Annotated in this window: 11 protein-coding genes; all 11 read left to right on the top strand. The window is 36.9% G+C overall.

Annotated features, from left to right (window positions below; translation table 11 throughout):
- Positions 1 to 41 precede the first annotated feature (41 nt).
- The 11 genes from rplL to AC27VX_RS13650 all read left to right on the top strand — a co-directional run bounded on the left by rplL (position 42) and on the right by AC27VX_RS13650 (position 14,871).
- Complete coding sequence (gene rplL, locus AC27VX_RS13700; RefSeq protein WP_236856184.1) at positions 42 to 407, top strand: 50S ribosomal protein L7/L12; 366 nt, start codon at positions 42 to 44, stop codon at positions 405 to 407.
- 877 nt (positions 408 to 1,284) lie between these two features.
- Positions 1,285 to 5,106 (top strand): DNA-directed RNA polymerase subunit beta, encoded by a 3,822-nt coding sequence (gene rpoB / locus AC27VX_RS13695; protein WP_236856183.1) that lies wholly within the window; start codon positions 1,285 to 1,287, stop codon positions 5,104 to 5,106.
- Positions 5,107 to 5,188: 82 nt separating this feature from the next.
- Complete coding sequence (rpoC, locus tag AC27VX_RS13690) at positions 5,189 to 9,454, top strand: DNA-directed RNA polymerase subunit beta' (protein ID WP_236856182.1); 4,266 nt, start codon at positions 5,189 to 5,191, stop codon at positions 9,452 to 9,454.
- Positions 9,455 to 9,541: 87 nt separating this feature from the next.
- Positions 9,542 to 9,847, top strand: coding sequence for a DUF3467 domain-containing protein (locus tag AC27VX_RS13685; protein WP_027375539.1), 306 nt, complete (start codon positions 9,542 to 9,544; stop codon positions 9,845 to 9,847).
- A gap of 188 nt (positions 9,848 to 10,035) precedes the next feature.
- On the top strand, positions 10,036 to 10,686 hold the full coding sequence (locus AC27VX_RS13680; RefSeq protein ID WP_488696125.1) for a Crp/Fnr family transcriptional regulator: 651 nt from the start codon (positions 10,036 to 10,038) through the stop codon (positions 10,684 to 10,686).
- A gap of 125 nt (positions 10,687 to 10,811) precedes the next feature.
- Complete coding sequence (locus tag AC27VX_RS13675; RefSeq protein WP_300685342.1) at positions 10,812 to 11,654, top strand: DUF5777 family beta-barrel protein; 843 nt, start codon at positions 10,812 to 10,814, stop codon at positions 11,652 to 11,654.
- A 1-nt stretch (position 11,655) separates the two neighbouring features.
- Positions 11,656 to 12,003 carry a hypothetical protein gene (locus AC27VX_RS13670; RefSeq protein ID WP_488696123.1) on the top strand — a complete coding sequence of 116 codons (348 nt, stop codon included), beginning with the start codon at positions 11,656 to 11,658 and terminating at the stop codon, positions 12,001 to 12,003.
- Positions 12,004 to 12,013: 10 nt separating this feature from the next.
- On the top strand, positions 12,014 to 12,559 hold the full coding sequence (locus tag AC27VX_RS13665; RefSeq protein WP_300685346.1) for a YceI family protein: 546 nt from the start codon (positions 12,014 to 12,016) through the stop codon (positions 12,557 to 12,559).
- Positions 12,556 to 13,080, top strand: coding sequence for an ankyrin repeat domain-containing protein (locus AC27VX_RS13660; protein ID WP_236856177.1), 525 nt, complete (start codon positions 12,556 to 12,558; stop codon positions 13,078 to 13,080). Before AC27VX_RS13665 ends, AC27VX_RS13660 begins: the two co-directional genes overlap by 4 nt.
- 1 nt (position 13,081) lies before the next feature.
- The gene (locus AC27VX_RS13655) at positions 13,082 to 13,843 is read left to right on the top strand and encodes a T9SS type A sorting domain-containing protein (protein ID WP_488696118.1); all 762 of its coding nucleotides are present in this window, start codon (positions 13,082 to 13,084) and stop codon (positions 13,841 to 13,843) included.
- Positions 13,844 to 14,025: 182 nt separating this feature from the next.
- Positions 14,026 to 14,871, top strand: coding sequence for a GNAT family N-acetyltransferase (locus AC27VX_RS13650; protein WP_488696117.1), 846 nt, complete (start codon positions 14,026 to 14,028; stop codon positions 14,869 to 14,871).
- The last annotated feature ends 69 nt before the right edge of the window (positions 14,872 to 14,940 follow it).

The following is a 14,940-nucleotide window of genomic DNA, read 5'->3' as shown; positions in this document are numbered from 1 at the left end:
CTCAAAAAATTAAATAAATAATCAACAAAAACATTACAACAATGTCAGATTTAAAAAATTTAGCTGAAACGCTAGTAAACCTAACTGTAAAAGACGTAAACGAATTAGCTGCTATCCTTAAGGATGAGTACGGAATTGAGCCTGCTGCTGCTGCTGTAGTAATGGCTGGTCCTGGTGCTGAAGCTGCTGAAGAAAAGACTGAATTCGACGTAATTCTTAAGTCTGCAGGTGCATCTAAATTAGCTATCGTTAAATTAGTAAAAGATTTAACTGGTGCTGGTCTTAAAGAAGCTAAAGACATCGTAGATGGAGCTCCTGCTGCTATCAAAGAAGGTGTTTCTAAAGACGAAGCTGAAGCTCTTAAGAAGCAATTAGAAGAAGCTGGTGCTGAAGTAGAAGTTAAATAATTTCAATTTCACTACACATATAGAAGCCCGGGCAAAATGCCCGGGCTTTCTTTTTTTTGTGCATTCTCGATATTCTGTTGCTAGTGCCTTTAATAGAAAGAAAAGGGATGGGCTTGATAATTATTTTAATGCGTAGAATAATACCAATAAAGGCAGGTAAAGAAAGAATTGATTTCATTGATTCTCTTCGAGCTATGGTGTCTTGCAAAGCGGCATTAGGAACAGGATTACATTTCTTAGTATTAAAAAAACATCATGGACATATTAATTACCCGCGAAGTATATATTGTTTCTGTTTTACAGATCTTTAAATTTAATAAAGGCAATGGTAGTGATGCTTCTGTACTGTCTGCAATAGTTTGAATCCTTAAAATAGAATGTCAGTCAAGTATAAAATTTTATAAGGCTATTGTGAAATAATAAGAAGAAAACTGAATGTAGATAATAGCTGGCTGGTTTTCGAGCTGCCTGCTGTATTTTTAATGTCCTCAAAATGAGAGGATTTATTTGTTATTGTGGATAACTTTTCGTATATTTGCCCCTCTTTTGGCGCTAAAAATTGTTTATAATTTTATAAAATACAGAAAATCAACTCTTTCATTGTTTAAATCATGAAGGGGATTTTGTATATTATGGATATTGTAGTAATACTGCCTCAAAAGTAATAAAAATATTTTGCATTACACTGTGAAAAGATATACCAGTGTTGCAGTTAGGAATCAGATAGAAGACCTAAAGACCCTATAATGAAGAACAAAGACCGATAATTGCGCCAAAATTTTCTTTACTTTTTCTTTTTTATGACTTCTTTACCTTTTTCTCTCCTGATATTTTTTTAATAAATCAAAATATTTTTTAACCCTTTCTTAAAAGTTTTATGAGTAAAACAAAATCAACAACTCAAGGAAATCCGAGAATTAATTTCTCATCAGCGAAAGGAAAAATTATCACTCCTGACTTTTTGGATATCCAAATTGAGTCTTTCAGAGAATTTTTCCAGCTTGATACACTTCCTGAAGCCAGAAAGACAGAAGCTCTTTACAAGACTTTCCAAGAGAATTTCCCAATTACGGATTCAAGAAATCAATTCGTATTAGAATTCTTAGACTATCTGGTAGATTCTCCACGTTATTCAATCGATGAGTGTGTGGAAAGAGGACTTACTTATTCAGTTCCTCTAAAAGCAAGACTTAAATTGTATTGTACTGACCCGGAACACGAAGATTTCCAAACTGTGGTTCAGGATGTATATTTAGGTCCGGTTCCTTATATGACGCCAAGTGGATCTTTCATCATCAATGGTGCAGAAAGAGTTATTGTTACGCAGCTTCACCGTTCACCTGGTGTATTCTTCGGACAGACTTATCACGCTAACGGAACCAAACTTTATTATTCAAGAATTATTCCTTTCAAAGGATCTTGGATGGAATTTACAACGGATATCAACAGCGTAATGTACGCGTATATCGACCGTAAGAAAAAGTTACCATTAACAACTTTATTAAGAGCTATCGGATACGAATCTGACAAGGATATCCTTCAGATCTTTGACCTTGCTGAAGAAGTGAAAGTTTCTAAAGCTGCCCTTAAGAAAGTGGAAGGGAGAACATTGGCTGCGAGAGTATTGAACACTTGGTTCGAAGATTTCGTAGACGAAGATACAGGTGAAGTAGTTTCTATTGAAAGAAACGAAATCATCTTAGATAGAGAAACTATTCTTGAAAAAGAACATTTAGATCTTATCTTGGATGCTGGTGTTAAATCTATCTTGATTCACAAAGAAAACAGCAATGAATTCTCTATCATCCAGAATACATTACAAAAAGACCCTACAAACTCTGAAAAAGAAGCTGTAGAGTATATTTATCGTCAGTTAAGAAATGCAGATCCACCAGATGAGGAAACTGCAAGAGGAATTATTGAAAAACTATTCTTCTCTGAGCAGAGATACTCTCTTGGTGAAGTAGGACGTTACAGATTGAATAAAAAATTAAGTCTTAACATCCCAACTACAACTGAGGTTCTTACTAAAGAAGATATCATTGCAATTGTAAGACACTTAATTGAGTTAGTAAACTCAAAAACTGATGTTGATGATATTGACCACTTATCAAACAGAAGAATTAAAACTGTTGGTGAGCAATTAGCAGGACAGTTCGGAGTAGGTCTTTCAAGAATTGCAAGAACAATCAAGGAAAGAATGAACGTTAGAGATAACGAAATCTTTACTCCGCTTGATCTTGTAAATGCAAAGACACTAACATCTGTAATTAACTCATTCTTTGGTACCAACCAGCTTTCTCAGTTCATGGACCAAACCAACCCACTATCAGAGATCACTCACAAGAGAAGATTATCTGCACTAGGGCCTGGTGGTTTATCAAGAGAAAGAGCAGGTTTCGAGGTTCGTGACGTTCACCATACCCACTACGGTAGAATTTGTCCAATTGAAACTCCGGAAGGACCAAACATTGGTTTGATTTCATCTTTGGGTATTTATGCGAAAATCAACAGATTAGGTTTCATCGAAACTCCGTATAGAAAAGTAGAAGGTGGTAAGATTGAACTTAATTCTGATCCTATCTACTTAAATGCAGAAGACGAAGAAGACAAAGTAATTGCCCAGGCAAACGTTGAATTGAGCGATAACGGAGACTTCTTAACAGATAGAATTATTGCAAGATTAGATGGTGACTACCCGGTAGTTGAGCCAGCTCAGGTTAACCTTATCGATGTTGCACCAAACCAGATTTCTGGTATTTCCGCTTCATTAATTCCATTCTTGGAGCATGATGATGCGAACCGTGCATTGATGGGATCTAACATGATGCGTCAGGCCGTTCCTCTATTGAAGCCACAGGCTCCAATCGTTGGTACAGGGCTTGAGCAGCAAGTTGCAAGAGATTCTAGAATCTTAATTAACGCTGAAGGAACAGGTACTGTACAGTACGTAGATGCTGACAGAATCATTATTAAATATGAAAGAAGCGATGACGAAGATTTAGTACAATTCGAGTCTGCTACTAAAACATATAAACTTACTAAGTTTAGAAAAACTAACCAGAGTACAACAATTACCCTAAGACCAAACGTAAGAGTAGGTGATGTAGTGGAGAAAGGACAGGTACTTTGCGACGGTTATGCTACTGAAAAAGGAGAATTAGCTCTTGGTAGAAACTTAGTGGTAGCCTTCATGCCTTGGAAAGGATACAACTTTGAGGATGCAATCGTAATCAACGAAAAAGTTGTACGTGAAGACTGGTTTACTTCAATTCACGTGGATGAGTACTCTCTGGAAGTTCGTGATACCAAATTAGGTATGGAAGAGCTTACCGCTGATATTCCAAACGTTTCTGAAGAAGCTACTAAAGATCTTGACGAGAACGGTATGATCAGAATCGGTGCTGAAGTGAAGCCTGGAGATATCATGATTGGTAAAATTACTCCAAAAGGTGAATCTGATCCGACTCCTGAAGAAAAACTTCTTAGAGCAATCTTCGGTGATAAAGCTGGTGATGTAAAAGATGCATCATTAAAAGCAGACTCTTCATTAAGAGGAGTTGTTATCAACAAGAAATTGTTCTCAAGAAACATTAAAGACAAAAAGAAAAGAACTGAAGAAAAACTTAAACTTGAAGAGATTGAAAACACTTACAAGGCTAAGTTTGACGAGTTGAGAAATACTTTAATTGAAAAATTAAATACACTGGTAAGCGGTAAAACTTCTCAAGGGGTACAAAATGACCTTGATGAGGAAATTATCGGTAAAGGGGTGAAGTTCACTCACAGATTATTGACTTCAGTTGAAGATTATGTAAACGTTAGTGGTGCAGACTGGACAGTTGATGCTGATAAGAATGAATTGATCAAACAATTAATTCACAATTACAAAATCAAATATAACGACATCCAGGGAGTTAAGAACCGTGAGAAATTTGCAATTTCAATCGGAGATGAGCTTCCAGCTGGTATCATGAAGTTGGCTAAAGTTTATATCGCTAAGAAACGTAAACTGAATGTAGGAGATAAAATGGCTGGACGTCACGGTAACAAAGGTATCGTTTCAAGAATCGTTCGTGAAGAAGATATGCCATTCCTTGAAGACGGAACACCAGTAGATATCGTATTGAATCCACTAGGGGTACCTTCTCGTATGAACATCGGTCAGATTTATGAAACAGTTCTTGGATGGGCTGGTCAAAAATTAGGATTGAAGTTCGCTACACCAATCTTTGACGGAGCAACTCTTGATCAGATTACTGAGTACACTGAGAAAGCAGGTCTTCCTAAATTCGGTCACACTCACCTTTATGATGGGGGTACCGGAGAAAGATTTACACAGGCTGCAACAGTTGGTATCATCTATATGTTGAAACTAGGGCACATGGTTGATGACAAAATGCACGCTCGTTCTATCGGTCCTTACTCATTGATTACTCAGCAGCCGTTAGGAGGTAAAGCTCAGTTCGGAGGTCAGAGATTCGGAGAGATGGAGGTTTGGGCACTTGAAGCATTCGGTGCATCCAATATCTTGAGAGAGATCCTGACTGTGAAGTCGGATGACGTGATTGGTAGAGCAAAAACTTATGAAGCAATTGCAAAAGGTGAATCTATGCCTGAACCAGGTATTCCAGAATCATTTAACGTATTACTTCACGAATTACAAGGACTTGGACTTGATGTAAGACTTGAGGAATAATTTTAAATTTTGAGTGTTGAATTTTGAATCAGTTCAGAATTTATAATCCAGAATTTATAATCCAAAATCTAAAATCTAAAAAATGTCAAATAAAAATAAATCAAGTAGATTTAATAAAATAACCATCGGTTTAGCTTCACCGGAGTCTATTTTACAAGACTCAAGAGGGGAGGTTTTAAAACCGGAAACTATTAACTACAGAACTCACAAGCCTGAAAGAGACGGGCTATTCTGTGAGAAAATCTTTGGTCCTGTAAAGGATTACGAATGTGCTTGTGGTAAGTACAAGAGAATTCGTTACAAAGGGATCGTTTGTGACCGTTGTGGAGTAGAAGTTACTGAGAAAAAAGTAAGAAGAGAGAGAATCGGGCACATTAATCTTGTAGTTCCAATTGCACACATCTGGTATTTCCGTTCATTACCAAACAAAATCGGATATCTTTTAGGAATTCCTTCTAAGAAATTAGATATGATCATCTACTACGAAAGATATGTAGTGATCCAACAGGGTATTGCTAAGAAATTAGACGGTTCTGATTTTGATAATATGGAATTCCTTACAGAAGAAGAATACCTTGATATCATGGAAACTCTTCCTGTAGAAAACCAGTATCTTGATGACTCTGATCCAAACAAATTCATCGCCAGAATGGGAGCTGAAGCTGTTGAAGATCTACTAAAAAGAATCGATCTTGATGCATTGTCTTTCGACTTAAGACACAAAGCTCACAATGAAGGTTCTAAGCAAAGAAGAACTGAAGCTCTGAAAAGATTGAACGTTGTAGAAGCATTAAGAGGTGCTAATACAAGAATGATCAACAGACCAGAGTGGATGATTATGCGTGTACTTCCAGTGATCCCACCAGAACTAAGACCATTAGTTCCATTGGATGGAGGACGTTTCGCAACTTCTGACTTAAATGACCTTTATAGAAGAGTTATCATTAGAAACAACCGTTTGAAGAGATTATTGGAGATCAAAGCTCCTGAGGTAATCTTAAGAAACGAGAAGCGTATGCTTCAGGAATCAGTAGATTCATTATTTGATAATACAAGAAAATCTTCTGCAGTAAAATCTGAATCAAACAGACCATTGAAATCACTTTCAGATTCATTGAAAGGTAAGCAAGGTCGTTTCCGTCAGAACTTACTAGGGAAAAGGGTTGACTACTCTGCACGTTCGGTAATTGTTGTAGGTCCAAACTTACAGCTTCACGAGTGTGGTATCCCTAAAGATATGGCAGCTGAACTTTACAAACCGTTTATCATTAGAAAACTAATTGAAAGAGGAATTGTAAAAACAGTAAAATCTGCAAAAAGAATTATTGATAGAAAAGAACCAGTAGTTTATGATATCCTTGAAAATGTGATGAAAGGTCACCCGGTACTATTGAACAGGGCACCTACGCTTCACAGACTTGGTATTCAGGCTTTCCAACCTAAGATGATCGAAGGTAAGGCAATCCAGCTACACCCGTTAGTAACCACTGCATTCAACGCCGATTTCGATGGTGACCAGATGGCGGTACACTTACCGTTAGGACCAGAGGCAATCCTTGAAGCTCAGTTATTGATGTTAGGTTCTCAGAACATCTTGAACCCTGCAAATGGTTCTCCAATTACAGTACCTTCTCAGGACATGGTTCTTGGTCTTTATTTCATGACCAAAGAATTGAGCTCTACAGAAGATATGAAAGTAAAAGGTGAAGGCCTTGCATTCTACTCTCCTGAAGAAGCGGAAATCGCTTATGCTGAAGGTAGAGTTTCTCTAAATGCTAAGGTAAGATGTAGATTACCTATCAAAGAAGATGGAACAATCGTAACACGATTGATTGAAACTTCTGTTGGTAGAATTTTATTCAACCAGATTGTACCTAAGCAGTCAGGGTATATCAATGAACTTCTTACTAAGAAATCATTGAGAAACGTTATCGGTAAGATCCTTGCTGATACAGATTTCCCTACCACTGTGAAGTTCCTTGATGCAATGAAAGACTTAGGGTATTCAAATGCATTCAAAGGAGGTCTTTCATTCTCACTAGGTGACATCGTAGTTCCTGTTGAGAAAAAGCAGATGATTGCTACTTCAATTGAAACTGTAGACGAAATTAGAGCCAACTATAACATGGGTCTGATTACAGATACAGAACGTTATAACCAGGTAATTGACGTTTGGACAAACACCAACGCAGGATTAACTGAAATGATCATGAGCAGAATGAAAACCGACCAAGGTGGTTTCAACTCTGTATACATGATGCTTGACTCTGGAGCAAGGGGTTCTAAAGAACAGATCCGTCAGTTATCAGGGATGAGAGGTTTGATGGCAAAACCGCAAAAAGCAGGTTCTACCGGTGCGGAAATTATCGAAAACCCAATCCTTGCCAACTTTAAAGAAGGTCTTTCAATTCTAGAATACTTTATCTCTACCCACGGTGCCCGTAAAGGTCTTGCGGATACCGCTCTTAAGACAGCCGATGCTGGTTACTTAACGAGAAGATTGGTAGACGTTGCGCAGGACGTTATCGTTACAGAAGACGACTGTGGAACTCTAAGAGGTACAGAAGTTACTGCACTTAAGAAAAATGACGAGATCGTTGAAAGAATCTCTGAAAGAATCTTAGGTAGAGTATCTCTTCATAATATCTATGATCCTGAAACTGATGAGCTGATTGCTACAGCAGATCAGGTAATCATCGAAGCATTAGCTAAGAGAATTGAACAAGCTGGACTGGAAGCAGTTGAAGTTCGTTCACCGTTAACTTGTGAAGCTAAGAAAGGTATCTGTGCGAAATGTTATGGTAGAAACCTGGCAACAGGTAAAGTGATCCATATGGGTGAAGCTGTAGGTGTAATTGCAGCTCAGTCAATTGGTGAACCGGGAACTCAGTTAACATTGAGAACTTTCCACCAGGGAGGGGTTTCAACAAACGTTTCTGAAAACCCATCTATTGTGGCTAGAAGAGACGGTATCGTTGAATTGGATGAAGTAAGAACAATTACTTCTGAAGACGAAAACGGTAACACTGCAGAAGTAGTGGTTTCACGTACAACAGAATTCAGGTTGGTTGCTGATAATGACTCTAAAACTCCATTAATGATCGCTAACGTACCGTACGGTGCTATATTAGCTGTGAAACCAGGTGATAGAGTGAAAAAAGGAGATGTTATCTGTAAGTGGGATCCGTATAACGCGGTTATCATTGCAGAAACTGCTGGTAAGGTAGAATATGAAGATATTATCCAGGGTATTTCATTCCAACTTGAAATTGACGAACAAACAGGATTCGAAGAGAAAGTAATCTCTGAATCTAGAAATAAGAAAGCTGTACCTACCCTTAAAGTGGTAGACTCTAAAGGAGTTGAGCAAAAAGCTTACAACTTACCGGTAGGAGCCCACTTAATGGTAAATGATGGTGAAAAAATTAAAGCTGGTAAAGTTTTAATCAAGATCCCAAGAAAAGCTGCAAAAACAGGGGATATCACCGGAGGTCTTCCGAGAGTTACCGAACTATTCGAAGCAAGAAACCCTTCAAACCCAGCGGTTGTAACTGAAATCGACGGGGTAGTTTCTTACGGAAAAATTAAGAGAGGTAACCGAGAATTGATCGTAGAAGCTAAAACTGGAGAAAGAAAAATTTACTTGGTAAAACTTTCTAACCAGATCTTGGTTCAGGAGAATGACTTCGTAAGAGCTGGTTCTCCACTTTCTGACGGTTCTATCACACCGGAAGATATCTTAAGAATTAAAGGTCCAACTGCGGTTCAGGAATACCTAGTAAATGAAATTCAGGAAGTTTACCGTCTACAGGGGGTAAAAATCGACGACAAGCACTTCGAAATCATCGTAAGACAGATGATGACAAAAGTATCTATCGTAGATGGAGGTGATACTCAATTCCTTGAAGGAGCTCTTGAGCATAAATATGACTTCCTTGAAGAAAACAACAGAGTATTCGGTCTTAAAGTAGTAGTAGAGGCTGGTGATTCTAAAGAATTCAAACCAGGTCAGATGATTACTGCAAGAGAATTAAGAGACGAAAACTCTAAGCTTAAGCGTGAAGATCAGGCTTTAGTTGAAGTGAGAGAAGCTTTACCTGCTACAGCAACGCCTGTATTACAAGGTATTACAAGAGCAGCACTTCAAACTAAGTCGTTCATGTCTGCAGCATCATTCCAGGAAACAACTAAGGTTCTTAACGAAGCAGCTGTTGCTGGTAAAGTAGATTATCTTGGTGGTCTGAAAGAAAACGTAATTGTAGGACACAGAATTCCTGCAGGTACAGGTCTTAAAGAGTATCAGAGTGTTATCGTAGGTTCTAAGAAAGAATTCGAAGACCTTAACTAAAATTAATGATTTGAAATTTGGGGTTTGGATTTATTTTTATATTTTCACAATCTCAAATTTCGAATTTTAAAAACATAATTTATAACAATGGACAACAATCAAAATCCACAAGACGGAAACATCAACATCGAATTAAACGAAATGGTAGCTGCTGGTATCTATGCTAACTTAGCATTGGTAAACCACTCTCCATCTGAATTTGTAGTAGACTTTATTCAGTTGATGCCAGGTGTTCAGCAAGCTAAAGTAAGATCAAGAGTTATTCTTGCTCCACTTCACGCTAAAAGAGTATTAAGTGCTCTTCAGCAGAACATTGCTAACTACGAGCAGCAGTTCGGAGAAATCAAAGAAGTTGAGCCTTTCGTATTAGGAGGAAACAACGTACAAGCTTAAGATTTCTTTTACAATAAAATAGAATGCCTCGGTTTTCCGGGGCATTTTTTGTTCATAGCTGCCCATAAATAATTACAGAAACAAATTGAATTTATCTAATTGTTAATTTTTTTTAATAAAACAAAATTATATAATAACCATATATCAATTTTATATATTTGTTTCAGAAAAAGTAGAAAATATTAAATATGATTGATAACTCATTCGTAGTAAATAAATTTGGTTTTTTAGGGGCTGATTTCTTATCTGAACTTGAAAAACACGCTGTTATAATAGATATAAAAGCAAAAAGCGAAATTATAAGGGAAGGACAGAAAAATAAGTTTGTTCCTTTCCTGATAAAAGGTTCTATTAAGGTCTTTACACTTAATGACGGGCGAGAACTTATCTATTACTATATCAAGCCCAAAGACAGCTGTCTGATGACCTTTTCATCTATTCTGACAGACTATATCAGCAGAGTGTATGCTGTTGCTGAAGAAGACTCTAAAGCACTCCTGATTCCCGTTTCTGTCATACATGAATGGCTCATCAGATTTCCGGAGATCAATAAAGTTTTTTACCATGAGTATGACCGTAGGTTTTCAGAAGTTATGAATATGGTGAATGATGCTGTTTTCCACCGATTAGATAAAAGAGTGCTGAACTATATTAAACAACAGATTTCATCCACAGGAAACAATCCTGTCAAGCTAACCCATCGCGAAATTGCAAGCAGTTTAGGTACTTCCAGAGAAGTTGTAAGCCGGGTTATGAAAAAAATTGAAAATGAAGGTGAAATTTTGCAGACCAAGTCAGGAATAAAAGTTCCTGTAAATGAAAATGTTAGAATAGGCTAATTTAAATTGTTTGAAAAGCTTATATCTATTATTGATAAAAACGATTCCCTCGGTGACTTTTATCACCTATTTTTGAATTGAGATCTCTATAAGTTTGTCATATCATAATTTAATTCAAATTGTATATGACAAAAACTCTCTTATTTTTGTCGATACTTTCATCAGGTCTTGTCTTCGCACAGGAAGATCTGCTGAAAGATATTGACACGGTGAAAACCAGCACAGAAAATTCGCAGCCTGCTTTCAAAGCACTTCAGATTGTTACAGGACAGTCTACGAAATTGGCAGCTAAAAAAGAATGGTATATTATTGTTGCCCACAGATTCGGAGATATAAGTGCCGGATTTAAAGACTTTTTTGGCCTGGATCATGCTTCAACCAAGCTGGGGGTTATCTATGGTATTTCGGATGCTGTCTCAGTGAGTCTGTCCAGAGAAACCAACCTGAAAACCTTTGAAGGAGCAGTGAAATACAGACTGGTAAGGCAAAGTGATAACTTTCCGGTAGATATTGTAGGTTACAATGTAATGGCAACCAATACTGAGCTGAGCAAAGATGCCTATCCCTACCTTAAATTCAGTGACAGGCTTTCTTACCTTACACAGGCATTGATCTCAAGAAGATTCAGTGATAAACTTTCATTACAGCTTACCCCTTCTTACGTTCATAAAAATCTTTATGAGCCCTCTATTGAAAATAAAAATCAGTTTTTGGCAGGCCTTGGAGGTCGCTATAAAATTTCAAAAAGAATTTCTGTAAATGCAGAATACTTTGTGAATTTTGATGATCACAGTTTTTATAAAAATCCTTTATCATTAGGAGTGGATATAGAAACCGGGGGACATGTTTTCCAGCTTTTACTTACAAATTCCCAGATCAATTCTGACATCGGATACCTTACCAATGCGGCAGGAAATTGGGGAAAAGGACATATTTTCTTTGGGTTTAATCTTTATAGAGTTTTTTAATATGAAAAAGTTAACATTATTACTGGTAGCATCAGCAGCAACTCTACTGATAGCCTGCGAGAGTACAACTTACGAAGAGATTTCAGATAACACACCCATTATAGTACCGGTAAAATATACAGAAGAAATAAAACCGATTATGGATAATAACTGTGTAAGCTGTCATTCTGCGGCAAGCTTTAAACCACTGGTTACTTATGATCAGGTGAAAAATAATATTGACGGAATTCTGGACCGTATCCAAAGAGCCAATGGTGTTCCCGGAAAAATGCCTCAGGGAGGTTCGCTGTCTGCAACACAGGTTAATATTTTTATAAAATGGAAAACAGACGGATTAACGGAAAATTAAAAAAATTAATATGAAAAAATTAGTATTATTAAGCGTATTACTGCTTTCTGCCAGTTATGCTTCAGCACAGAAATATAGCTCGAAAACGGGAAAAGTAAGCTTCGAAGCCTCAGTGCCTTTATTTGATGATATTTATGCTCTGGATGATAATAATATTGTCATTCTAAATGCGGATAATGGCGAGATGGCATCCGTTTCAACGGTCAAAAACTTTCATTTTAAAACAAAACTAATGGAAGAACATTTCAATGAAAGCTATGCTGAGACGGCTAAATATCCAAAAACAACATTCAAAGGAAAAATAGTCAACTTCGACAAAACTAAGCTTACTGAGAGTCCACAAAAATATACTATTCAGGGTACTCTCAACTTTCATGGGGTAGATAAAGCGGTTTCTTCGGCAGCTACCCTATATTCAAAAGACGGTAAAATCTATATGCAGGGAGGTTTTGTTGTAAAACCTGCAGATTATAAAGTAACCATTCCTAAAATGGTTATGAAAAAAGTTGCAGAAAATGTAAATGTTGACTATTACTATGCTATGGTAAAACAATGAGAAATATAGTCTTAATCTTAGGAATATTCCTGAGCTCATTATTATTTGCTCAGGAAAAGGGAAAATCAATCTTTGATATTGCAAGAACCGGAACTGTTACCGAAGTAAAGGAGCTGATGAAGCAGAACCCCGACATCATCAATCTGGTTAATGAAAATGGTTTTTCTCCCCTTATTTTAGCTTGTTACAGAGGAAATACAGAAGTTGCTGAATTTCTGATTGATCATGTAAAAGATGTCAACTATAAAAGCCGCGAAGGAACGGCATTGGCAGGTCTTGCAGTGAAGTACGATAAACAACTTACAGAAAACCTTTTAAAGAAAAATGCAGATCCTGATATTGCTGATTCTACAGGATATACCCCTTTATTTTGGGCTGTGAAATTTGGAAACAAAGAATTGGTAGAGCTGCTGATACAATATAGAGCAGACAAAACAAAAAAAGATTCAGCGGGTATGACTCCATTTGAATATGCATTGCAAACCAATAACAAGGAAATTATAAATCTTTTAAAAAATTGATATGAAAAAAACTCTACTTACAATCAGTTTAGCTCTGGCCAACTTGGTTTGGGCTCAGTTTTCGTCGGGAACGGTAAATTTGCCGGCAACAGCCATGACGGTGAAATTGGATACTACTCCTACAGGAGTAACTCTTACGGTGACGGGAGACAGCAATTCGATGTTGGGGATAGGATTTGGAGGTAACGGATCAAGCAGCGGGGGAATGGCTCCTGGTACAGATGGGTTTATCTATAATTCTTCAGCGAACAGGGATTATACATTCATCGGAATGACAACACCTACAGCTGATCCTTCTCAGGACTGGACAGAAACCTCCAATACAGTATCCGGAACTACAAGAACAGTTGTGGCCACAAGATCGCTTTCCGGAGGAGCAGGAGACTTTGCCATTCCTAATTCTGCAGGGGCAATCAATATTTTCTATTCTCGTAAAAGTGGAGGGACTACTTTAGGGTATCATGATGCAGGAAGAGGATATGCCTCATTAACAATGACAACAGCTACTTTATCTACCAATGAAATTACAGCCAATAGCAAGGTGGTAAGCCTTTACCCAAATCCTGCTAAAACAACTGTAAATTTCAAAAATGCTGATAAGATAAAATCCATTGATATCTATGAAATAACTGGCAGAAAAGTGAAGTCAGTAAGACCGGATGGTGAAAATATCAGTGTTGAAGATCTGAGAACAGGAAGCTATTATCTTGAAATTCAGATTAAAGATGGAACCACCTCTTACGAAAAATTGATTAAAGAATAATTTTTTTAATACACCTTAAATATGTAGTAATGAATACCTCTGATTTCTCAGGGGTATCATTTTTTTCTTAAAGTACCGATTCCAGCGGATTGCTGTAAAATCCATATATTTGTGTATACCCGGATTGCAAAGAAGATCATGTTATAGGATGGTGATTTTTAATCTGATAATTTAAAATATCAATGGAGTTCAAAACATTAGCAAATACAAGTATAGATGAAATTTTATCTGTGTTCAACCATTCGTTTTCTGATTATATTGTTCCTTTCTATTTAACAAAAGAGATGCTTATTTCAAAGATAGCAGCTGAAAAATTGGACATGAATATCTCTGTCGGCGCATTTGAGGAAGGACGATTGGTAAGCTTTATTCTTCAGGCTGAAAAAATTGAAAATGGAGAGAAAACAATCTACAATGGAGGTACTGGTGTCGTTCCGGAAAGCAGAGGTAAAGGATTGGTGAGGAAAATGTATGAATTTATCATTCCTCTATTGAAAGAAAGAAGTGCGGATCTCCTGCTTCTGGAAGTTATTGAAGGAAATCAGGCAGCTATCAGGGCTTATGAAAATTTAGGCTTTACAATGGTAAGGAAACTAAATTGTTTTAATGGAAATATTAATTCAGGAAAAGGAAATACAACCGTTACTATAAAAGAACTGACAGCATTACAATGGGACAAATTTATGCCTTTCTGGGATATTGAACCATCCTGGCAAGGTTCTGTTTTTATTCTTGAAGATATGCTGAAAGATTGTCTGATATTGGGAGCTTTCAGAGATGAAATACTTATAGGTTATATCATTTATAATCCTTTCTCCAGAAAGATATATCAAATTGCGGTAGATAAAAACCATAGAAACCAGGGAATCGGCACAAGACTTTTTGATGGAATAAAAGAAATAAGTAAAGGTCAGACAATAGCTTTCAACAATGTGCATGATACTTCTGAAAATACTTACACATTCCTGGAAAAAACGATCGGACTTAACAATTGGTTATCACAGTTTGAAATGAAACGTAATATTTAATACCGGAGATATTTTAAAATTTAAAATAACACGTTTTAATATACTTTTAACCTCCTAAACTTTTCAGGG

The organism is Chryseobacterium sp. 14P4.3.2 (assembly GCF_057799275.1).
The sequence above is the reverse complement of the archived record's forward strand: the minus strand, read 5'-3'. Positions and strand labels throughout refer to the sequence as shown.